Genomic DNA, 21,661 nt, shown 5'->3' on the forward strand with positions numbered 1-21,661 from the left:
ACAAAAATGGCTTCTATCTCCTTTCAAAACGTCACCAAGTCTTTCGGCGATTTTAATGCAGTCTCCAATGCCAGTTTTGAGATCAACGACGGCGAGTTTATCTGCCTGTTGGGCCCGTCTGGCTGCGGAAAAACCACCAGTTTGCGCATGATCGCCGGGCTGGAAACGCCAACCAGTGGCCGCATTTACATCGGCGATAAAGATGTAACCGGCCTGCATCCGCGTGATCGCAAAATCTCCATGGTGTTTCAGGATTATGCACTCTATCCGCACATGAACATCAGCCAGAACATCTCTTATCCGTTAAAAGTACGCGGTGAGAATGAGGCCACCCGCGGCGAGCGGGCGCAGGAAGTCGCTGATGTTCTGAAGATTGGCCATTTGCTGGACCGTTTGCCAGCGCAGATCTCTGGCGGCCAGCAACAGCGCACGTCACTTGCCCGTGCACTGGTAAACCCCAGTCAGGTCTACCTTTTTGATGAACCGCTCTCCAACCTTGATGCCAAGCTGCGTCTGGAAGCACGCGGCTTTCTGCATCATCTGCAACACAGCATGGGCATGACCTCGGTTTACGTCACACACGATCAGGCCGAAGCCATGGCACTCGCCACCCGCGTTGCGGTTATGGATCAGGGCCGGATCGTTCAGTTCGCAACCCCAATGGAAATCTACCGCAAGCCAGCAACTACCTTTGTGGCAAATTTCGTCGGCAACCCGCCTATGAACCTTTTGCCAGTGGAAGCAATGGTGGAAGACAACAGGCTGAAGGTCAAAGCTCACGGTCTGGAAGTCGCAGACATCCCGATTCAACGTTCCTTTGCAGAAGCTGTTGCCAACAATCCCAACATCACACTGGGTGTCCGTCCAGAGCACCTGCGTGCAACAGCAGAAGCTGAAAACGTGGTGCGTGGTAAGCTGTTCGCCAATGAAAACATGGGCGCGGAAAAGCTTGTCACTATTGAGAGCCCGGATGCTGCCCGCTTTACAGCCCGCATCTTCACGGATGATGACATCATCCTGTCAGAGGATGTGGCTCTCGGCTTCTCCAGCCAGCACATCTCCCTGTTTGATGCAGACGGAAACAGATTGGCACTGGACAATGAGTGACACTCTGGATCACCTCAAATTGCAGCACCACATCACGAAGGCAGATCAGCTCAAAGATCCGTACTTCTATCTGGAATTTGAGGTGCCGGAAGGAACGACACGTTTCGACGTGTCGCTGAATTACCCCAAGGCTAAGGATTGTATCATCGATCTTGGATGCCTTGATCCCGAGATTACGCCGTTTCCGGCAATCTCGGGGTTTCGTGGCTGGAGCGGGGGCGCCCGCGACAGCTTCTTCATCGCACTGGATGACGCCACTCCAGGCTACGTGCACGGCCAGATTGAACCGGGCACATGGCAGATCATCCTGGGCCTTTATAAAGTGCCGGAAAACGGCGCAGATGTTGACCTCACCATCTGCTTCGATCGGGCACCCAGAAAGCTTGCGCCACAGCCCGTCACACCCAATCCGGTGCGCCAAGGGGCAGGGTGGTACAAGGGAGATCTGCACTGCCACACCTTTCATTCCGATGCACGCGGCGCGCCTGAACTGCTCCACGCAGCTGCGAAACAGGCAGGATTGGACTTTCTGGCCATCGCAGATCACAACACCACCACCCAGCGCAGATACTTCCATCCGCACTCCTCGCAGAATCTGGTCTTCGTAAGGGGCATGGAAGTCACCACGGCAGTCGGCCACGCCAATGTATTCGGCATCGATGACTGGCTCGACTTCCGCATGACCAAGCCAGACCACGCCCACATCGTCGCCAAAGCGGCTCACGACCGCGGTGGTCTGTTCTCTATAAATCACGACAAACCGCCGATTGACTGGACCTACGAGCTGCCAGAGACCGACTGCATGGAAGTCTGGCAATCTGCATGGCTCATGTATAATTGGGTGTCACTGGCACGCTATCAGAAGCGCCTGAGCGATGGACATCAGATTTCCCTGATTGGCGGCAGCGACTACCATCAGCCTGACCGGCTCTTACCAGAAGGGCCGCTCGTGCTCGCCCGCCCGACAACAGTGCTCTGGCTGGATGAACTCAGCGAGCAAGCGGTGCTGAGCGCTATGAAAGCTGGGCTTGGATATGTGACCGAAGGGCCAGACGGTCCGCACCTGTCGCTCACCTCCGGCTTGGCGCGAATGGGGGATAAACTACCGGCCAGTACCCACAGTTTCTCCGTCCACGTCAAAGGCGCCAAAGGGGATGTGTTGCGCTGGGTGGATGCAACAGGCTTGCGGAAAGAAGACGTCCTCACCGAAGACGAACAGCAGATTTCCTTCAATCAGCCAGTCACAGGATTCCTGCGAACCGAGATCGTTGCGCGCGAAAACCACACAGAGCTGCTTGCAGAATTCCTGGGGGCATTTAAAGGCAAAAAGCTTCCTTTGGGGCTCACTGAAGAAGACATACTGGAACAGCCCATCATCCGGGCTCTTTCCAATCCAATATACATAACAACGGAATAGGACAGCACGGCATGTTGATTGGGAATGCACCGTGTTCATGGGGCGTCTGTTATCCAACAGGCAACGCATACGCGCCAGAGGAATATCTGGCAGAGGTCGCAGACGCAGGCTACCGAGGGACCGAACTTGGACCGCTAGGCTACCTGCCAAAGGATATAGAGGTCATCAAGCCCATGCTGGCCCAGCATGATCTCACTCTGATCGGTGCAACTCATGTGCACACGTTCTCTCAGCCGGAAACCAGCGCCCGGTTTCATGAAGACATGCAAGCACAAGGTAAGCTCCTGTCATCGCTTGGCGCTAAGCATCTGGTGGTGATGGATGAAAGCAACGTCTACCCATCAAACCAGCTCGGTGTGATAACACCGGCTGCACGCAATCACATGTATGAGGACCTCACAAAGGCACATGCAATGCTTGCGGAGACCTACGGTGTTGCGCTGAGTTTTCACCCTCACATCGGCACATGCGTTGAACTGGAAGCGCAGATTGATGACCTCCTGCAGAACACACCGCTCAACCTGTGCCTTGATACAGGCCATCATGCGTTTTGGGGGCAGGATCCACTCGCGTATATGCAGCGCAAATGGGACCGCATTGACTACATGCATCTGAAAAACGTTGATCCAGCCGTGCGCACGCGCGTTCTGTCTGGCGAACTCAGCGTTCCTGCGTCTCTGGCTGCAGGTGTCATGTGCCCACTTGCAGATGGAGCCGTTGATATTGCGGCGGTTATGGATGTCCTGCGGGCAAGGGACTTCCGGGGACCAGTTGTTGTTGAGCAAGATATCGCTGAAAACGCAAGTGAAACACCTCTGGAACTCGCCCGCCGCAACTTCACCTATATTGCAAAACTCGCGTAAGCTTGAGGAAGAACAATGTCACTGTCCGTTGGAATTATTGGGCTGGGCGAAGTCGCTCAGTTGATGCACCTGCCACTCCTTGCAGATGATACCCGGTTCACCATCTCGGCCATCAGCGATGTCTCCAACGAGCTTATGGAGTACATCGGAGACCGCTACGGTGTTGCAAAGGGGTATGCTGCGGCCTCAGACCTGATTGCAGATCGCTCACTGGATGCTATCTTTATTCTGACACCAGATCATTTGCATGCAGATCTCTTGTCAGAGGCGATGAAAGCCGGCAAGCACGTCTTTATCGAAAAGCCGGTCTGCCTCAACAAGCACCAGATCCCAGCATTGTTGGAAGAACAAAAGCACTGCAGCAGTGTCGTGTTCGTCGGGTATATGCGCAGATATTCACGCAGCTTCCTCGCTCTGAAGGACCGTATGCCCGATTTGGCAAACATCCGCCACGTTCGTATCCGCGATATCATCCGCGAAGCACCATACTTCACACGCCAGACACGCCCCGTCGTTCGCGGTGCCGATGTACCGCAGGAGATCATCAGAGAGGGGCAACAGCGCACCTCAGCCATGCTCCGAGAGATTATGGGGGAAGACGCCAGCGAAGATCAGCTGCGCGCCTACCAGGTGCTGACCGGTTTGTCCTCGCACAGCTTCTCTGCCATGCGTGATCTGCTCGGCATGCCAAAGGCTGTGAGCTACGCCAAGCAGCATGGCGGTGAGACGGTGATGGTCCTGTTTGATTATGATCACTTCACCGCTTTGTACGAAGCTGTCATCTCGGACATTGCTGAGTTTGACGCAGGCATCGAAGTGTTGACCCAGCACGAGCGGTACCAGGTGACTTATGATACACCGTACATTCGTAATCTACCGACACAACTTAGTATCACACGATCAACCGATGAGCAGATCACCAAAGAGGTGATTGGTCCGTCCTATGAAGATCCGTTCCAGATTGAACTGGATGCTTTCTATAAAGCGATAAAGGACGGGGAGTTTTACGAAACAACGCTAACCGACGCAGCAAACGACTTAGCCTTGTTTGCAGATGTCGGGCAAAAATTCTTGAATATGAACTAGCTAAATAGTGTTTTATAACAATATGTTATTTAGCATTCCTGATTCATTTTATCAGGAATGCTAGTTCATACAGGCGTCTGTGTGCCCACATTTCAACGCAAACCAACGCAAAGCCACTTATCGCTTTGCTTACTGCGTATAAGGCACTCCAAATCGCGTATTTAAATCTTGCCTTAAATACAGATTCACGCTGTATCTAAACTTACATTAACTTAATCAAGTATCCGCAACGCATTGTTCAGCGAAAGACTTGAATTTTCCCATATCCGAAGTGCGACAACGCATAATTATGCGTAACGCGAATAGAGTGCGAAACAGCAGTTTCACCGAACTTCGGAGTTTCCAAATGCCTGAGAATAACCTCCCTCAAGAGCACGAGAACTGGGCACATGAAGTCCTGAAAGCAATCAAAGTCGGATACAGTGTCGAGTTTGATGTAGCGGAGGACGAACAGGTATCAGATGTTGAAAACGAGCACGAAAAAGTAGCTGTCTCCGAAGCTCAGGAAACACCGCCAGAGGCCGCTCCAGAACAGTCCGATCTAAAAGATATTGCTGCACAAAAAGCACTTCATCAAAAAGAATTATCTAAAGCAAGCAGGAACATAAAGTCACTTGCTAAAGCAGTACATATAGCAGGCAAGCGACGCGACGTGTTCATTGAAGACGTCACGAAAAAGGTGCTTGATGATGCCAAACAGCTGGCAGAAGCCAACATCAGGCAAGCCAATGAGATCATGAACAAGCCGAACAAGAAAGGCTTCGTCGATCTCGATAAAATGCAGCCCTTCATGGATCGCGGAGAAGAATACCTCCGGATCATGCAAACCAACTTCAAGGAAGGTCAGGAGATCAGCCTTGAAGGCATGAAGGGATTATCTGCCGAACTTCAGAAGAAAACAGATGACATATACAAGCAGCGTTCAGCAGCAGAATCTTGGGGTATCGACCTGTCACGGCTGGATGATGTTTACGGCCAAACCGGTGACAGCTTAACAGAGCTGAACAAGGCGCTGAACGGCGGCAGCGTCGCGACGGCTAAGCAAAATATGCTCGCTGCTTCCAACAATCTCGCAATCCTCAGAGAAGTGCAGACCAAAGCACAAACGCAGGCGGAAACAGCGAAAAAAGACGTCGAAAACAGGGTTCAGGCTACGGAAGCAGCAACAACCGAGCTCAGTGCGCGCAAATCTGAAATTGAAAATGATCCCAAAGTGTTGGGCGACTTTGAGAAAGAGCACGCTGCTGTATTGGCGGACTGCAAGCAAGCTTCTGCCTCTGCATCCGCTGGCAAGGGTGTTGAGGCTGTGAAAGCCATTGAAAGCGCAGAGGCCCACCTCAGCGGGCTCCAGCAAGTTATGCTGCAAAATCTGGCATCCTCATCAGAAACGTCTCAGATTGAGGGCGGCAATCAAAGCGAACTGAAGGTGCTTGCAAGCGATGCAATTGAGCTGACGAAGGAAGCGGATGAACTGCTCACTCAGGAAGATCTCATCAAAGGAAACGGCGGTCTTCTGCCGCAGTTCAAAGATGCGGATAAGTCTGCGCGCGCAGCCATTACAGAAGCGCAAAATGATCTGCTGTCAGGAGATGTAACTGCGGCAGAAACCAAGCTTATACGGGCCAAACATGATCTGTCTGCGATGCGCGGCCTTACCATAGAAGCCCAGTCTGCCATTGATATCGCAGCAGAACAGCTTTCTCTCCTGCAAAGGCAAGTGGCACCAATGATAGCCCGCCGTCAGGAGTATGTGATGCTCTCCAAAACGGATGATAAACACATTCGGCATCTGGAGAGATTTGATGAAGTTGTTGGCGAAGTGGAGAATCACATCAGTCAGGTTGAAACTGCCATAACTAAAGAAAATCTGAGCGAGGCCAATCAGGAAATCGCTTATGGGCAGGCAGCCGTACCAGGCCTGCAGAGAGAAGTGAAGAAACTTCAATACCTTAATACAATCAAAACCGCAGCCACCAAGGAAGAAAATGCCGAGCTGTTCGCGCAAACGCTGGATAAGTTGCGCGAGGACATCGCCTACTTCAATGATCGCGATGATGTCTTTAAAGACAAAGAAGAAGCTGCAATTTTCGATAATTTATACGAAAGAGCCGCGACCTACGCCAATCAGGCCGAAATCCTCTTCAGACGCAAGAAATACGATGAAGCCGACGACGCAATCGATAATTCCAATATCGCACTCAGCGGTCTGGAAATAGCCTACGAACGAGGTACCCAAACCGCAGCAAAGGTTGAAGAGCTCAAGTTGGAGGTAAAAGAGGCAGCTGAAAGGGTTCAGTCCTTTGAAAACGTTGCTAAAGCTATCGTAAATGAAGAACTCCGCGGGGAATTCTTGAGCTACAAGATGGTGGCCGCAGACTACGTAAACGAAGCGCTCGATTATATCAATCAAAGCCGCATCACCGACGCCATGAGTGCGCTTGCTGACTTGAAGCAAGCCATGACCAACCTCAACGGCTTCCTCACCAATCCACCAAAACCAATGCAGCCAGAAGGCATGCAGTTTGATGCTTCTGAATGGGAAATCGTAGAGGAAAACTTGACTGAAGAGCAACTGGCAGAAAAACAGGATCACGAAGATCTGGTGTTGTTTGCCAGTGAGTTAAAGCTGCTGCTCGACGAAATCAAACAGATGAAAACCGCGGTTAACGAGGGGCATAAAGTTTGGGAACGCTTCTGTGAGGGGGACTACTTGCAACGGTTCCAAACGGCCTTCGAACAAGCAAACTCCAGCCTCAGTGAAGCTACCGACTGGACACTCAACGCAGGCAAGATGACAACACCCGGTCCAAAAATGAGAGAAAACCAGGAGCTGTTCCTCGCAAGCGCAAGAGCACCAATCTCAGAAGCCAAAAAAGCATACCGTGAAATGGAAAACGCCTTTGATGTCAGCAAGCAAATCCTGACGTCAGAACTGTCTGGTCTCTCAGAAGGTGCAAGATATTACCTCTCAGTTATCGAAGGGATCTACAAGGTTCACGAAAAACTGCGCGGATGGGATATCGATCTTTCCACCTTCGATGATGCCTACCTCACAGCAATGGACAACATTGCAGAGATGAAAATTTCCATTGAAAATCAAGATACTACCACAGCTCGGGTCGCACTTGACAATGCTGAAGTCCATCGCCAGGAACTGCTCAAGAGTGCAGAACTCGCTTTGAGCATCAGAGAACAGGAACATACTGACCTCGTCCTTCAATACGCACGTGCTCAGTCTGAATACATGGATGCTTCCAATCAGATGAGTCTGGTTGCTAAATTTCCTGAGTTAAAGGCAGCATATGACAACGTGGAAACCTTGATCTTTGAGGGACTTAACAGCGCTAAGGATCTCTTGAGTTCGGAAGCAGGAAAAGCAGCTGGAAAAGAGCTTTCAAAAGTTGAAGAAGCCATAGCTGGGATGCGGGACATCGTCGCCGATGCAGGTATCGCGAACGCTAATGCAGAACTGGAAGAACTCCTTCAAAGCGAAGCCGAGAACACTGTATTCAGAATAAAGAGAGATGAAATTTTGGCAGATGCTGACAAGCTCTCAGAAACCGCTCAAACCTCTTACAATGACTGGATTTCGTTCTGCCGTGGTGATTTTGAAGGGGTGTTCAATCAGCAATTTGAAGACTTAAAGCAGAGAGTGGAAGAGGCACGCAATATTTCCCGTTCTGTAGAACGCCCAGACCATGTAAAAGTCATTGAAGAAATGCGGCGCTTGCTCAAATCAGCACTAGACTGCTTCAATGCGATGGATGGCCTCCATAATGTAAGCAAACAGATTGCGACGTCTAAACTAAAAGGTATGGCTCAACGCGTTGAGTATTTTCAGAACAAGATTGATACGGTCAGTGAATCCTTGAACCCCTATGATGAATGGGGACTCGATTTTTCTGATTTCGATGTAAAATATAATGAAGCCAAGGGTTTAATCGAGCAGTTGAGAGCTGCTGTGCAGCGAAACGATTACGTCAACGGACTGGACATTCTTCATCAGGCTGATGCAGCCGTTGATGTGGTTCAAGATGAGCAACAACGTTATGCTGATTTGTACGCTCAAACCAAAGCAAGCTTTGCAGAAGGCTTTGAGGTCTATCGAGGGCGCATTGCAAAGATCGTAGAGCGTCGCCCTGAACTCGAGAAGATCAAACACCTTGCTGCCGCCTTTGATGATGCTGAACGCTCGGCCCTTCAGGCCATTGATCGGGGCATTGCTCTCATCAAAAAGAATGATCGCTTCGGTCCTGATAAGGAAGGCGATTACATAATCAGTCAGGAAAATCTGATGCTTCAGCTTCTCAAAGAGGCTGTACCGCTCGCAAAAGATCCGGGAAAACTTGGCACTGTCATCAAGGAAAGCCAGGAGCGTCTGGCAGAATTTGAGGCCATGAAAGAAGACATCAAGGATGGCATGGACCGGGAAGTTTTCGGAGCAATGCAGGTGCGTGGTGCTGAACACGCAGCAGCAGCTCAAAGGTTGATGGATGAGGAAGACTACGAAACAGCCGAGTTTGAATTGTTTGCCCTCCGCGTTATCAATGAAGCTCTACAGTCAAGACACGATTCCGGTGTGGCCATTGCAGACAAAATTCCTGAGCTTGAACAAGAAATTGATGATGTGACAACTGACCTTGCTGATCTCAATAAGTTGAGCAGCACGATCAAGGATGAAGATGATGCTGCACTCTTCGGCAAGTTTCATTATGTCGGAACTAAATCAGCGCTCGAGGCAAAAGACTTCCTTCTCAAAGGAGAAATAAGGCGTGCCCAAGCAGCCCTCAATACTCTGCAATATTATCTAGATAAGATGGAGGAAATCCTCGACAAGCAAGGTGCTAAAGGCCCTAAACGCAAGTCTGGCAAGAAAAAATCAGAAAATGAAAACCAAGCCAATACTGGCGAGGAAACACGCAAGCCATCAGAAAAACTGGAACAGGAGTTTGGATTGGGGCTGGAGCGTGAGGGTAGCTTTGATCCGGAAGATGAGGAGAAAAAAGCTAGTCTTGAGAACGCAATAGCAGCCACTGATCAACTTCTGGAAACAGCCAAAGCAAATACGAAGGACCTGTTGGACACATCAGAGATTGAGTATTACGGCATGATACTCAAGAAAGCTGAAGAGTACGCTATAGCAGCAAAAGAACATCTCTCGAGTGGCAAGTTCGATAATGGCGAGGAGAGCATCGACAACCTGAAGGTCGTGCTGGATACCCTACATGATGCGCATGGCGTGGGCCTCGCAACCTCACAACTCGTGCCGGGCTATCAAAAAGAGATCGATGAAATTGGTCAGCAGCTCATCCTACTCAATCTGAAGCGCAACACGATTGGTGATGCGAAGGATCAGGCTGAGTTTGATAAAATCCGCAATGCAGCAAGTGCATGTGTATATCAAGTGTTGAACTTGCTGAAGGACAAAAATATCCGCAAAGTCAAATACGAAATGAAAACCCTGCGCGAACACATCGGTAATCTGGATAAAATCCTGGGCCGCCACGTCTCCCGGCGCCAGAAACTGAAGGATCTACTGAAGCGCAAGAAGTAATGTTTGTGAGTGACTAACAATGCGCACCGCAAGTTTGAGTGAAACGACCTAGGTTGCCGCCCTAGTGATTATCCGGCGGCAACACTCTGGCTTCGCTGATCAGACAGCCCAAATCAGGAGATGTAAGGCTCTGTAGAAAGGCTTCGAGGTCTCGCTTTTCAACTCCTGTAAGACCAAGCGGACGGATACGCGGGTCTTGGCTGCTTATCTGAGAGCCTCCTTGGTCATAGAACTCGATGACCTCGGAAAGCGTGCTGAAATAGCCGTCGTGCATATAAGGGGGCGTTACTGTGAGATTGCGCAGTGAGGGGGTACGAAACCTCCAGCGGTCTGCTGGGTCTTCTGTCACCTCATAACGTCCAAGATCCGCCTCACGCTTTGCACTGACAGAGTGGATTTTTGAAAAATCCATTTCATGCACCACTCCCGGGGCAACTTGCACAGGAATGCTCGTCGGGGGATTTTGACGCTCAGCTTCACGCATTTGACCATATCCAGTGTCATGGAAACGCTCATCCGTAAAAAGGGCGTGATCATCTCCAATCAAGTGGCAAGCACTGCAGTTGCCTTTGCCTGTAAAGATCTGAAAACCGCGCTTCACATCGGCACTGACTGCAGTTTCGTCACCACCAAAGTACCATTGATCAAAAGGGCTGTTCCCCGCGAGCACTGACCTTTGGTACGCGCCAAGGGCCATCCCAATTCTGTCGAGGGAAGCCTGAGCCCGGAAGGCATCTTCAAACATCAATGCGTATTCTGGAAGTTTGCTCAAAAGGGTAACAACATACCCCGCAGATGGATTTGCCATCTCGTTTCGCGCGGTCAATGGACCGATGAATTGCGTCTCCAGCGCATGATCCCGGCCATCGTGGAACAGGACATTCAGGTGGCCAACATTCAAAATGCTTGATGAGTTTCGCTTAAGACTGCGCCCTTCAACTCCAATGGCTGTGCTCAGTTCCCAGTTGGTGAACCCTTGTTCTGGAACGTGGCACATGGCGCAAGACATTGTGCGATTGATCGACAAACGCCGATCGAAAAACAACTTCCGGCCCAGTTCAATCTTTGCAACACTAGGCGGATTGTTGTGTGGGTGAGGGACAAGTGGAAGTCCGAGCGGAGCAGAGAGGCTTCGTTTCAAAGCGGCCTCAGACCAATCTTTTGGGTCTGTGATACACTGTGATTGCGCGTGTGCGCTAACTGCCCAACTCAGGAAACTGGCAATTAGATATGGTAGAAACAACTGGCGCATCAAGACCTGCTTTCTTCCAGTAAAAGCGTTTCCACGTCAGTGATCAGGAGCCTCGGGTCGATGGTTCCAAGGCCATAGACGTTACGTACAATACCTTCGCGATCAACCAGATACATTCGTAAAAGGTGATTGATGACCTCCTGATCGTTTGAGCGATCAATGACTTGACCAAACCCATCCAGAATAGGTTGCAGATCAGTCAGGTCTGAACTCGTGAGCACGTGCCATTTAAGCTTCTGATCGGCATTTGCGTCGATTTGCAAGGGGTATGCAAAGGAGTTGATGGCCTCCACAGTATCGCGGGCAGGATCAAAACTGATCGTTATGAGCTGTACGTCCTCCCTCAATCCAGGGAGCTTTTGGCTGGCATCATGAATTTCAAAGAGCGTCGACATGGCGATCGGACACCCATTCTCATCTCCGCACATCAGATAGACAAAACTCACCAGATTGATCTTGCCTTTGGTCAGCGCTGCAAGTGAATGCCTCTGTCCATTTACATCCAGAACGTTCCCATCTGGAGCTGTCTTGAACCGGTTCAGTGTGTAAGAACCCGGTTTAGGAGGATCAAATTGAAACTCTTCATGAGGGGTAAATACATCCGCAAATGGGCGAGTGGGTGCAGCTTGCCCAGCTATCAAGGTGTACCAGAGTGCTGGAAGTGTTGCGGCAACACCACTGAAAATGAGGAGTTTTTTCAAAACACGCATGCATCAGACCTAATGAATTAGAAAGGCATGGGGCAACACGCGTGCTGCCCCAAAACGAGTTTGGTCTAGCTCGTATAGAGCTCAGAACTGCCAAAACGCATGATGTGCGCTCGGCCAAGGCCAAGCTTGTAAAAATCGATATCAAAGTCTTCGATCAGCTCTTTCCCATCCCAGGTGTATGCACGCAGATATTGCACATCGTCGTCACCCTTCTTGTCCCAGTTCGCAAGCAAGGAGGAGCTGAAATAGACCCGTTTTCCATCCCAGCTCTGACTGACCATGTTGACCTGACGGTCAATGGTTTTCTCATAAATTTGAAAGGGGTTATGCGGATCAGAAATATCGAAAAGCCGCGTTTTGCCATCCATGAAGCTGTTGACCCAAAGCGTCTGGTCATCCGCCGCAATGGAGATATCGACCGGAAGTGGAATGTCCGCAGGATTGCCGATATCGGCCACATCCTTGGCCTGCCATTCTCCGCTGTCATCCTCATAAATCAACCAGAGTTTGGAAGTGAGTGCAGTGGTAGAAAAGGCATAGTTAGCGTTTGGCCCCCACGGGAAGCGGATCTCTAGCGGTGCTCCCGGTACATTGAAGACCTTGCGTGGCTGACGAGTATGCAGATCCCATTGAACAATCGTGTTACCAAACCGTTTCATCGCATCGGTATCTTGCAGCATCTGGCCAAAATCCATCATGTAGTTTGACCAGCCCGTAAAGGAGGAGGTCAACATGATGTTCTTGCGAATGAGCGCGCGAATGTCATAACCGTAGCCGTCCGCAACAGCATCTCCCACAGCGACGGCACCCTGCATATCACTGGCGGTTGGCATCCAATAAGTGGCCACATAGTCGCCGGCATCATTGTATTCAACCAGTGCGGTGCGTCCGCCATGATCGTCATCATTGGAAAGCCCGGTGATCATCATGCTGCCGGGAAGGGCAAAGAAAGTGTGAGGTCCAACAACACCGCCAGAATCCTTGACGAAACTCTCAATAGTTTTGTGCAGAGATGGCTTTGAGGGATCGGTGTGCACGTCGAAAATGAAGATGCGATTGGTATCCAGACCACCCGTCCAGAAGTAACGACGATCTGCTGAGAAGCCGCCATGATGCGCCTCATTTCGACCGCCGACGGAGAGACTGTTGATCACCTGACCGCGCATGGGTGAGTCTGGCCGTAGATCAATGGTAACAAGCTTGTCTTGCTCATCTCCCATGCCCTCAACGCCTAATGTCCAGACATATACGAATTCTTCCTGTCCGGTGATCTTGGGCATATACGGTGATTGACAGGTTTCATCTGCAAAAGCTCTAAACGGTCCGGCAGCAGCCGCAGCAGCAACAACCAGTGCTCCAAATTCTCTTCTATTCATAAGATCCTCCCATAGAAATCAATTAATGAGTATTTCGAATTGCCTCCAACTCGCCGGTAAGAGCCACTAAATTTGCTCTTTCGGCATCAACAATTGAGCAGTGCTGAATGGCAGCTGCTGCGCGTATATTTTCTTTTTTGAGCAGAGGTAAAATATCTGTGTGAAGCCGGGGCTTTATTCGGTTTGAGGGACCGACAACACCCATGCTGAAGAGTGCTCCAAGCCGGTCAACCATGATGGGGACGGCAACGCTGGTGACACCATCATCAATCTCGCCATCACAAAGCGCATACCCGTCACGCCGTACGTTTTGCAGCTCTGTTGCAATGTCAGAGGTGGCCATAAGAGTGTCAGGCGTAAATTGAACACGCTCGGTTTCCAGCAGTTCATCACGCAGCTCTGGCAATATAAAAGCAGCGATTGCTTTGGCGGAGGAACATGCATGAGCAGGTCTGATCCCAAGGCCCGGATAAATATAAGATATCGATGGATCACTGGGCGGTTCAACATGGATGAGGTCAACCCGGCCACCACGATATCGTGCCAGAAAAGCCGTCTCCCCAAGTTCAATGACAAGCCGGTGGATCATGGCAGAGACAGCCTTGATGACATGAGACTCTGATTTTCCGGTGAGGGCAATTTTGATGAACCGGATACCCAGAACATACCGTTTGCCATCCTCCACCTCATCCAGAAAACCGCATTGGAGCAAAGACGACAGATTTCGATAGATCGTGGCTCTAGGCAGCTTAGTCATCTGCGCAAGGTCGTTCGCGCTGACCGGCTTAGCGGCTCCAGCAACAGATTCCAGCAGCTGTATCAAACGTTCCTGCATGAGATTCTCACATAATGGACGTTTGAAGCGTATTCTGAGAAAAGATTATCCGACAATCCGTAAGATTTGACAGGGTGAGAGCGGATCTCAGCGGCTTACGACATGCGAATATACGTCTCTGATACCGCAGAGATCTATCAAGCGTCTCGTTGCGGCAAAAGAAATTGCAGGTTAACGTTGCACCTCATTTTTGGATGAAGGAGCTGTCTCAATGTCTTTTCGCTCAGCAATAAAGTCGAGAATTGCAGAATACATTACGAGTGAAAACAGAGTGCAGCGCAAACGCAGCTCCTTTGAAAAACAACGCAGCCGACGCGGTGAGGGGCATGAAGTCCACTATTTTCATCATGTTGCAGATCCATACGCTCACCTGACGCTACAAGCACTTGGGGACTTTCAAAGGCTCTATGCAGTCATGCTGAAGATCCATCTGATCTCAGGTCCGCCAGATTGGGCAGTACCCGAAAGGTCTGCGCTGGAAGCGTACGCACGAACAGACGCAACCTTCCTTGCTAAACACTACGGACTTGCAGGCGGGCATTTTGATGCCCCGGATAAGGATCAAATAACCCAGGCAGAAATATTGATGGCAGCGGTGCTCGCCGACGATACTAGCGTGAGCAAGCTTCTGGAAATAAGCAATAAATTGTGGTCTGGAGAGAAAATCCAACCCTCAGGAAGCGGTGAAAAGGCTGATCATGCCAAAACCTGTGGTGATGCACTTTTGGCAGAATACGGGCACTATCTTGGCGCAACTTTCTATTATGGCGGTGAATGGTACTGGGGCATCGACCGGCTCCACTATCTCCAGGATCGTTTACATGAACTTGGACTTGGGCCTTCTGCCTCCAACTTAGCACCAGCAGTTACGCAAAAAGAGTATGCTGATACACCTCCAACGCATATGACGATTGATTTCTTTCTCTCGTTCCGGAGCCCATACTCCTATCTGGCGTTTGATCGTACATGCGCGCTAGTTGATCGGCATGGGGTAAAGCTGAACATTCGCCCCGTCCTGCCCATGGTCATGCGTGGCCTACCAGTGCCACCGATGAAACGAAAATACATATTGGCTGATGCCGCGCGCGAAGCCCGCTTGCATGCTATTCCATTTGGCCGAATTTGCGACCCATTGGGAACAGCAATCGAGCGAGGCTATTCACTTCTCAACTTTGCTGAGAAAAATGGCAAGCTTAGAGAGTTTTGCAGTTCCTTCATGACCAACGTATGGGCGAAGGGTGTTGATGCAAGCACTGACAGAGGCTTGTCACGCATCCTCTCAGAGGCCGGTCTGGATTGGCAGCAGGCGCGTCTGGTGGTCGATAATGAAGACTGGCGCGCAAAAACAGAGAAGAACCGAAAGGAGCTCACAAAGCTCGGACTTTGGGGTGTGCCCAGCTTTCGCATCGGGACCACCGGTATATGGGGGCAGGACCGCCTCTGGGCCCTAGAAAACGCTATATGCGATGCCACTGTGGCTGCCGAAAACTAGCCGACGTTTTTAATAAGCGTGCATTAAGCTGCAAACTGAGAAGAAACACTATAGTGACCATGGGATGTAGAAGAATCCCATGGTTTGATTAAGAAAGCTCGTTTACGCGTTGCCGAGGAAGGCCTGGAACTCGTTGAGGCGTTCCGCATGCTCACGTGGTTTGGCAGAATGCTTGACGAGTTTTGCAAGCAACTCGACACAAACCTGACAACGTGACTGCAGAGCATTATCCTCCTCAGTGACTTCATAACCGTCGAGCTTTTCGTTTTCTTCCAGCGAAGAAATCGCATGAGCGGTGCGAGCAATAGCTTGCGCCAGAACTTTATCCAAAATCACCTGCGCACGTCCTTCAAACTCACTTGTTTCTGTGAGGTTAGAAAGGTGAGGGCACATAAAGGTGATATCTTCTGCAACAGCACTCTTCATCGTAAAGGAAACGTGCTTGAGAGCCTTTGAGACAACCGGAGGCATACGGCCAACGGAAATGTCATAGCCTGCCATTAGCAGAGAGTTTGGCAGGTTTTCAGAGTATTGCATCAATGCCAGATAGAAAAAGCCGGAGCACTGGAACAGATCAATCGCGGCACCCTGTGCCAAGTCACTCTTTTCAGTCTCGCGATCAAGCAATGCAACCAGCTCGCATAACGCATTAAAACGCTCTTCAATGCGCTTTTGCGCATCCTCTAAGCCATTTGCAAACGCTTTTGGCGAACCGCTGGCTGTTGGAAAAAGAGGACTGGAAGTGTCAAAGAGATCAGCCAGTTTTCTGGCCGCATTTTCGATTTGTTCAGACAAGGTGCATCCCCTGATCATAAGAGCCGAGCATGCCGCTTCCTACATCACAAATAAGCTATGACGCAATGTGTAGTAGGTTGGCGTGGCAGAAGATTGCTTAATAACGCACTGATAAATCGCGGTTTGAGAGAGTCGAGAGCGTTCTCCATGATCTGTTGTGCAAGACCATGGAGAACAACGTTGCTTCACTACTTCAGTAGCTCAAGTCACTTGTAGTAGCCATACCCGTAAGAAGCCTGATGCTTATTGAGTTTGGCTTTACTCACATCGAAGTTGTTCAAAATAACTCCGAGTGTTTTTCCTGGTGTTTGGTCTAGGAGTTCTTTTGCCTGCTCAACTAAACCGCCGTCAGTGTGGTTCCATGATGCAACCAGCACGGTCGCGTCAACAACATGAGAAAGCACGCGGCTGTCAATCAGTGGCAGTGTCGGCGGGCTATCAATAATGACCAGATCAAAAGACTTACTTGCACCATCCAGCAGCGTTTTCATTGCTTTGGAAGAGAGCAGCTCAGCTGTTTCCCAAAGTTCCCTGTGGCTTGGAGCAGGCAGGTAGTAAAGGTTTGAACCTTCTTCATGTTTGGTAGCTTCAGCAAAGGTCACTTTTCCTGTCAGGACATCCGCAAGGCTTTTTTCCTTTTGATCTCCCGGTGCATCTGCAGAAATCTGACGTCGCATATCTGCATCAATAAACAGCACCCGCTCACCAGCCTTGGCAGTGTAGTGAGCCAGATTGCGTGAGATGGTGGATTTGCCTTCTCCCGGAATAGCTGAGGTAATCAGCAATGTCTTGATTGGGTTGTCCAAGCGAGAGAATTTGACCCGTGACCGCAGTTCGCGAATGGATTCTGCATAATGGCTCAGTGGGTTTTCTGATGCAAAATGAGTGATCTCATTACTCAATGCATCGTTGTTTTTAGCCCCTCGTGCAGTGCTTGCATGTTTGCTTCCAAAAAAACTGAAGAAAGTTTTGAGCCTTGAAGCCGATGCATGTCCATCAATCAATGGCACCTGAGAGAAGAGGGGGAGACCAATGCGCTTTTCAACGTCTTCTTTTGACTTCAGCGTGTTGTCGAACTGCTCAATGAGAAGGGCAAGTGCTGTGCCAATGATTAAACCCAAAACTGCAGAGACAAGAAGGAAGAGTTTCTTGTTGGGAAAGCTTGCATTGCTTGGGATCTCTGCAGGACTCAAAATACGGCTACTGACAGAGTTCATCTTCTCAAATTCTTGAGTTTCCTTGAGACGTGCAAGGAAAGATTCATAGAGAGTTCTGTTTGCAGCAGCCTCTCGGACCAACTCACGCAGATACACTTGGGCATGATTTTCTGTGTTGGTGACATCACGCAGTTCTTCAAGACTACCTGCGATGGAAGCCTCACGTCGTTGCGCGACGGCCAGCTCATTCTGCGCGGTGTCCACAATACGCTGCAGTTCTTTCTCGATTTGCGCCCGAAGATCAGTCAACTGCGAGCGAACACTCACCACAGCCGGGTGTTTATGGCTGTATTTTACAGTAAGAGCTGCTTCCTTACGTTCCACTTCAGAAGCTTTAGCGCGCAGCTGGGTAATCACAGCCGATTGAGCTGCATCGGCAAAAGAAGACGTAGAGCCACCACGAACAAGCACTTTTTCAATCTGATCTACTCTTGCCTGAGATTCAGCTGTTTTAGTGCGTGCAAACACGAGTTGCTGGTTCAGCGTCGCGATCTGCTTTTCGTTGATCGTTCCGCTACCTGCGAGTTGCAAGTTGAACTCATTCCTGAATTGTTCAACTGCTTGCTCAGAGCTGCGGACCTTTACACCAAGCTCGGCCAACCGGATGCTCAGCCACTCACTTGCCTGGCGAATTGAATCAAATTTGGTTGCCAGTTTGTCAGCCAGATATGCCTCAGCAAACCCATCTGCCAACTCAGCTGCCATCTCTGGAGTGCCTGCCTGATAGGAGAGGTCAACAACCGTTGTATTACGGTTCAAAGTAACATGAAGTCCATCGAGAACCCTTTGTTCAAGGCTGGTTGTTGCAGGAGGTTCCCCCGTAATTTTTTCTAAAATTTCCGCCAGATAAGAAGGAACCTGCCGAAACTCTGCTGAATTTTCCAAGTCATGATCATTGATGACGCGCTTTGCAACCCCATTTGACCCGATGATTTCAATCTGACTTTGCAAAAGTTTGTTATCAGAGCCAAACCCACTGAGAATTGCTTTCACATCAACGACATTTTCCGCGCGTGTCTCGATATAAACAGAAGTCACTGCCGTGTATTTAGGCGCAGCAAAAAACGCAAGAGTGACGCCAAGGATGGTGACAACACCAGTGACACCTAGGACCAGCGCCCAATAGTTGCGCAAATACTGAAAAACCAGTCGAAGATTGATCGTGTCTTCTGGTGTGGCATTCGATGCTAGGGAATTTTGCATGGATCTCAATACTCTACTCTTGCGTTGATCCCTATCAGATGCCGGCTGTAGCTGCTTGCAGCTTCAGTAGACTTGAGCCGCTCAAAGTCATAGTAGGCACCGAACTTCAGGTTGCGGTTGATGAGATGTTTTGTTTCCAGTCTCGCACGCAGTGTATCATCGCGGCGGCTGGTGCCTGCGAAGTCTTCACGTTTGAAAGAGAAAATTGGTGAAATGACAAAGTTCCGCCGGAGCTCGTAATCCAGCGAAACTTTGGCGGTTGAAGTGAGCTTGCTAAGATATCCGTCAAGTGAACTTTCCTCTACCGCTTGACGTCCGTCGAAGTTTACAACCAGCAGCGGAGAGGGCATCCATTGCACATCAACATTGAAGGAATATGTTGAGATGTCTCCACGGCTGCCCAGATCATAATCTTGCCTGAGGTAACCAATACCTGCAGCACCGTGCAGATTGCCGCGCTTATCCAGTTCCAGACCTGTCAGAAATTCAAATCCATGTGAGTCTCGATTTTCTGTGCCAGTCGCCTTCCAATCGCGAATATCATACTCCGTGCTGACAAAAGCACTGAACCCGGGAGAAAAGGCATAATTGACTTTGCCAAGCAGATTATACCGTGTGCCATCGCGTGCATCTTGATCGATGGTCCCGCCATCCTTGGCTTCAACGTCATGGTAGTTGTAATGATTTACAGAGCCGCCGCCAATGAATCTGAGACGATTGAAGACCTTTGAAATCCGGGCGGAAGCGGAATAAGCATCACGTCTTACGCCGTGTTTCGCTTCTGAAGAACCATCCGCATCACCCAACCCATACTGTCTTGATTCAATGTTGGTGCCGAAATCCAAAGCAAAGTCTTTTAGGATTTCAAGCTGCGCTCCAGCTGAAGCACGACCTGACAACGTGGAGGCATCCGAATTAGAAAATGCCTGCTTACGTTGCCCGGAGAAGCCGAAGTGGATGCGGTGACGCGACATCTCAGAATTGATCGAAAGTGCAGGCGCAAAGAGACCCACCATGCTGCTCTCTTGATGATCTTTTGTTTTATAGAGATTGCTGTCGAAAGAGAGGCCGGAGGTCAGTGATGGCATGAAAATCCAGTTCGCATGCCGAATACCATGAGCGTTGTATTCCGGGTGCGAGCGGAGGCTATACCCACCTCCGTTTTGCAATAGAGCGTTGGAAAGGTCTGAAGCCGCCGCAGCATCAAAAGCTGAGACGGCCATGCAGGCTGCAAAAGTGAATTTCGCGCCATTCATGCAAGCACCAAGGACAACAGATAAATCTTTACGCTACACATTTGATTGGAACTCATTTTCCGCTGCTGTTTTTTGTTCTGTGACGGGCCCGGATCGACGAGAAGGGCTCGTATTGGTTCGATGTGTTTATGTCGTGCTTAATGAGATGAAAGTGATGTTCTGAGCGCCTGCATGCTTAGGGCGCTGCTTGAACGAATTTGACCTCATCACCGAGGAAAAGAACGGTTTCTAGCCACTCTTTTCCTCGTAAAGCTCAGTCTTTCTGCGAAACTGAAAGTTGGCTGCCGCGAAATTCAGGCATGGTTGCGTGCCCTGCAGCGCTAATACCTTCTCTACGCAGAACGATGATCATGGTCATGAAGATGATTTTCATGTCGAGCCAAAAACTCTTGTTCTCGACGTACCAAACATCCAGTTCAAACCTGGAATCCCAATCGATGCTATTGCGTCCGTTTACCTGTGCCCAACCAGTAATTCCCGGTTTCACAAAGTGACGCATCATCTGGCGCTTCGAATAGTGCTTCAAAAAGCCAGCATGTTGAGGACGTGGTCCAACAACAGACATTTCACCCTTCAAAACATTCAGGAAACCTGGAAGTTCATCAATGCTCGTTGCGCGTAAGATACGACCGAACAAAGTTAATCGTCGATCGTCCGGAAGAAGTTTGCCAGATGCATCACGTTCCTCAGTCATGCTCCGGAACTTGTAAATCTGGAAGACCTCACCGTTCAGTCCTGCACGATCTTGTTTGAAAATGATTGGGCTGCCCAGCCTGGTGCGTACCAAGATAGCTACCAAGATCATGATGGGTGATACAATCAGCAAGATAGCAAAACTAAAGACTACATCGAATATTCTAATCATGGTGCACTTCTAACTACTATCGCTCACGGAAATAAATACTTCATCCCGCCATGGTCTCAATTTGAGCAAGCCCCCAACACCCTCAGAAGAGCTATCTCACGAACTGTTAGCGATACTGCAGACCAGTCTTGCTTTGCCTATATCCCCTGCAAAGCTCAACCACTAGCTGAATGACGCAACAGAAAACCAGATCTACGCATCGCATTGATTAGAATTTTCGTAGAATCCTTACCAATGCTATTCTGATTTCAATTGGGATAGGTATTTGATTCCAAGTAATAAAGTCAATATGATTAATATAGATTGTCACATAACTTAATTTATAAATATACTTATAATAGTTTAACTATTTTAATCTACGATTGTACAAGAGTTTTAGCTAATATATACTTTAATAAGGTTGAGGTATGTTTCATAAAATTTCCGTAAAATGTCGCACAGTTGTATTTTGCGTATTTTTTGGCGGGAAACATACGTTTTTGCGCTTCAATAATATAGGAATTAAAATGCATATGCACGTTTACAGGCCTTAAAAACTCAAGCTACCGTCTCAATTTCACAGAATTTTTGTGAGACATGTTAAGAGTAAATTCGCTGTGATATAGTAGTTAATTTACTACAATTAGAATGAAA

Annotated in this window: 14 protein-coding genes; 6 read left to right on the plus strand and 8 right to left on the minus strand. The window is 49.5% G+C overall.

The window, feature by feature from the left end; translation table 11 throughout:
• Positions 1–6 precede the first annotated feature (6 nt).
• The 5 genes from PsAD26_RS14555 (at position 7) to PsAD26_RS14575 (ending at position 10,027) form a co-directional block, all read left to right on the plus strand.
• On the plus strand, positions 7–1,107 hold the full coding sequence (locus PsAD26_RS14555; protein ID WP_063311021.1) for an ABC transporter ATP-binding protein: 1,101 nt from the start codon (positions 7–9) through the stop codon (positions 1,105–1,107).
• A complete protein-coding gene (locus PsAD26_RS14560; protein WP_063311022.1) occupies positions 1,100–2,524 on the plus strand; it encodes a CehA/McbA family metallohydrolase in 1,425 nt (474 codons plus the stop codon). The genes PsAD26_RS14555 and PsAD26_RS14560 overlap by 8 nt, the downstream gene beginning before the upstream one ends.
• A gap of 11 nt (positions 2,525–2,535) precedes the next feature.
• A complete protein-coding gene (locus PsAD26_RS14565) occupies positions 2,536–3,387 on the plus strand; it encodes a sugar phosphate isomerase/epimerase (protein ID WP_084403679.1) in 852 nt (283 codons plus the stop codon).
• A 15-nt stretch (positions 3,388–3,402) separates the two neighbouring features.
• Positions 3,403–4,473, plus strand: coding sequence for a Gfo/Idh/MocA family oxidoreductase (locus PsAD26_RS14570; RefSeq protein ID WP_063311023.1), 1,071 nt, complete (start codon positions 3,403–3,405; stop codon positions 4,471–4,473).
• 346 nt (positions 4,474–4,819) lie between these two features.
• On the plus strand, positions 4,820–10,027 hold the full coding sequence (locus PsAD26_RS14575) for a hypothetical protein (protein ID WP_063311024.1): 5,208 nt from the start codon (positions 4,820–4,822) through the stop codon (positions 10,025–10,027).
• Between the two features lie 61 nt (positions 10,028–10,088).
• Here PsAD26_RS14575 and PsAD26_RS14580 read toward each other — a convergent pair whose 3' ends face one another.
• The 4 genes from PsAD26_RS14580 to PsAD26_RS14595 all read right to left on the minus strand — a co-directional run bounded on the left by PsAD26_RS14580 (position 10,089) and on the right by PsAD26_RS14595 (position 14,200).
• Positions 10,089–11,168 carry a cytochrome c peroxidase gene (locus PsAD26_RS14580; protein ID WP_208985701.1) on the minus strand — a complete coding sequence of 360 codons (1,080 nt, stop codon included), beginning with the start codon at positions 11,166–11,168 and terminating at the stop codon, positions 10,089–10,091.
• Between the two features lie 110 nt (positions 11,169–11,278).
• Positions 11,279–11,989 carry an SCO family protein gene (locus PsAD26_RS14585; protein WP_063311026.1) on the minus strand — a complete coding sequence of 237 codons (711 nt, stop codon included), beginning with the start codon at positions 11,987–11,989 and terminating at the stop codon, positions 11,279–11,281.
• A 65-nt stretch (positions 11,990–12,054) separates the two neighbouring features.
• A complete protein-coding gene (locus PsAD26_RS14590; RefSeq protein ID WP_063311027.1) occupies positions 12,055–13,365 on the minus strand; it encodes a selenium-binding protein SBP56-related protein in 1,311 nt (436 codons plus the stop codon).
• Between the two features lie 22 nt (positions 13,366–13,387).
• Entirely contained in the window at positions 13,388–14,200 is an 813-nt protein-coding gene (locus PsAD26_RS14595; protein ID WP_063311028.1) for an IclR family transcriptional regulator, read from the minus strand.
• A 211-nt stretch (positions 14,201–14,411) separates the two neighbouring features.
• Between PsAD26_RS14595 and PsAD26_RS14600 the strand changes: the two genes are divergently transcribed.
• The gene (locus tag PsAD26_RS14600) at positions 14,412–15,692 is read left to right on the plus strand and encodes a DsbA family protein (RefSeq protein WP_063311029.1); all 1,281 of its coding nucleotides are present in this window, start codon (positions 14,412–14,414) and stop codon (positions 15,690–15,692) included.
• Positions 15,693–15,794: 102 nt separating this feature from the next.
• Here the strand turns inward: PsAD26_RS14600 and PsAD26_RS14605 are convergent, their stop codons facing one another.
• From PsAD26_RS14605 to PsAD26_RS14620, 4 genes are all read right to left on the minus strand, one after another.
• Positions 15,795–16,487 carry a hypothetical protein gene (locus tag PsAD26_RS14605; protein WP_208985702.1) on the minus strand — a complete coding sequence of 231 codons (693 nt, stop codon included), beginning with the start codon at positions 16,485–16,487 and terminating at the stop codon, positions 15,795–15,797.
• Positions 16,488–16,693: 206 nt separating this feature from the next.
• Entirely contained in the window at positions 16,694–18,907 is a 2,214-nt protein-coding gene (locus PsAD26_RS14610; RefSeq protein ID WP_063311031.1) for a polysaccharide biosynthesis tyrosine autokinase, read from the minus strand.
• Positions 18,908–18,912: 5 nt separating this feature from the next.
• The gene (locus PsAD26_RS14615; protein WP_063311032.1) at positions 18,913–20,163 is read right to left on the minus strand and encodes an outer membrane beta-barrel protein; all 1,251 of its coding nucleotides are present in this window, start codon (positions 20,161–20,163) and stop codon (positions 18,913–18,915) included.
• A gap of 253 nt (positions 20,164–20,416) precedes the next feature.
• A complete protein-coding gene (locus PsAD26_RS14620; protein WP_063311033.1) occupies positions 20,417–21,028 on the minus strand; it encodes a sugar transferase in 612 nt (203 codons plus the stop codon).
• Positions 21,029–21,661 lie beyond the last annotated feature (633 nt).

Origin of the sequence: Pseudovibrio sp. Ad26, from assembly GCF_001623285.1 — a bacterium.
GTDB lineage: Bacteria > Pseudomonadota > Alphaproteobacteria > Rhizobiales > Stappiaceae > Pseudovibrio > Pseudovibrio ascidiaceicola.

What these genes read in the sequence shown, in the direction of transcription:
- PsAD26_RS14555 (WP_063311021.1), top strand. Translation starts at nt 7, where the DNA reads ATGGCTTCTATCTCCTTTCAAAACGTCACCAAGTCTTTCGGCGATTTT.
- PsAD26_RS14560 (WP_063311022.1), top strand. Translation starts at nt 1,100, where the DNA reads ATGAGTGACACTCTGGATCACCTCAAATTGCAGCACCACATCACGAAG.
- PsAD26_RS14565 (WP_084403679.1), top strand. Translation starts at nt 2,536, where the DNA reads ATGTTGATTGGGAATGCACCGTGTTCATGGGGCGTCTGTTATCCAACA.
- PsAD26_RS14570 (WP_063311023.1), top strand. Translation starts at nt 3,403, where the DNA reads ATGTCACTGTCCGTTGGAATTATTGGGCTGGGCGAAGTCGCTCAGTTG.
- PsAD26_RS14575 (WP_063311024.1), top strand. Translation starts at nt 4,820, where the DNA reads ATGCCTGAGAATAACCTCCCTCAAGAGCACGAGAACTGGGCACATGAA.
- PsAD26_RS14585 (WP_063311026.1), bottom strand. Translation starts at nt 11,989, where the DNA reads ATGCGTGTTTTGAAAAAACTCCTCATTTTCAGTGGTGTTGCCGCAACA.
- PsAD26_RS14590 (WP_063311027.1), bottom strand. Translation starts at nt 13,365, where the DNA reads ATGAATAGAAGAGAATTTGGAGCACTGGTTGTTGCTGCTGCGGCTGCT.
- PsAD26_RS14595 (WP_063311028.1), bottom strand. Translation starts at nt 14,200, where the DNA reads ATGCAGGAACGTTTGATACAGCTGCTGGAATCTGTTGCTGGAGCCGCT.
- PsAD26_RS14600 (WP_063311029.1), top strand. Translation starts at nt 14,412, where the DNA reads ATGTCTTTTCGCTCAGCAATAAAGTCGAGAATTGCAGAATACATTACG.
- PsAD26_RS14610 (WP_063311031.1), bottom strand. Translation starts at nt 18,907, where the DNA reads ATGCAAAATTCCCTAGCATCGAATGCCACACCAGAAGACACGATCAAT.
- PsAD26_RS14615 (WP_063311032.1), bottom strand. Translation starts at nt 20,163, where the DNA reads ATGAATGGCGCGAAATTCACTTTTGCAGCCTGCATGGCCGTCTCAGCT.
- PsAD26_RS14620 (WP_063311033.1), bottom strand. Translation starts at nt 21,028, where the DNA reads ATGATTAGAATATTCGATGTAGTCTTTAGTTTTGCTATCTTGCTGATT.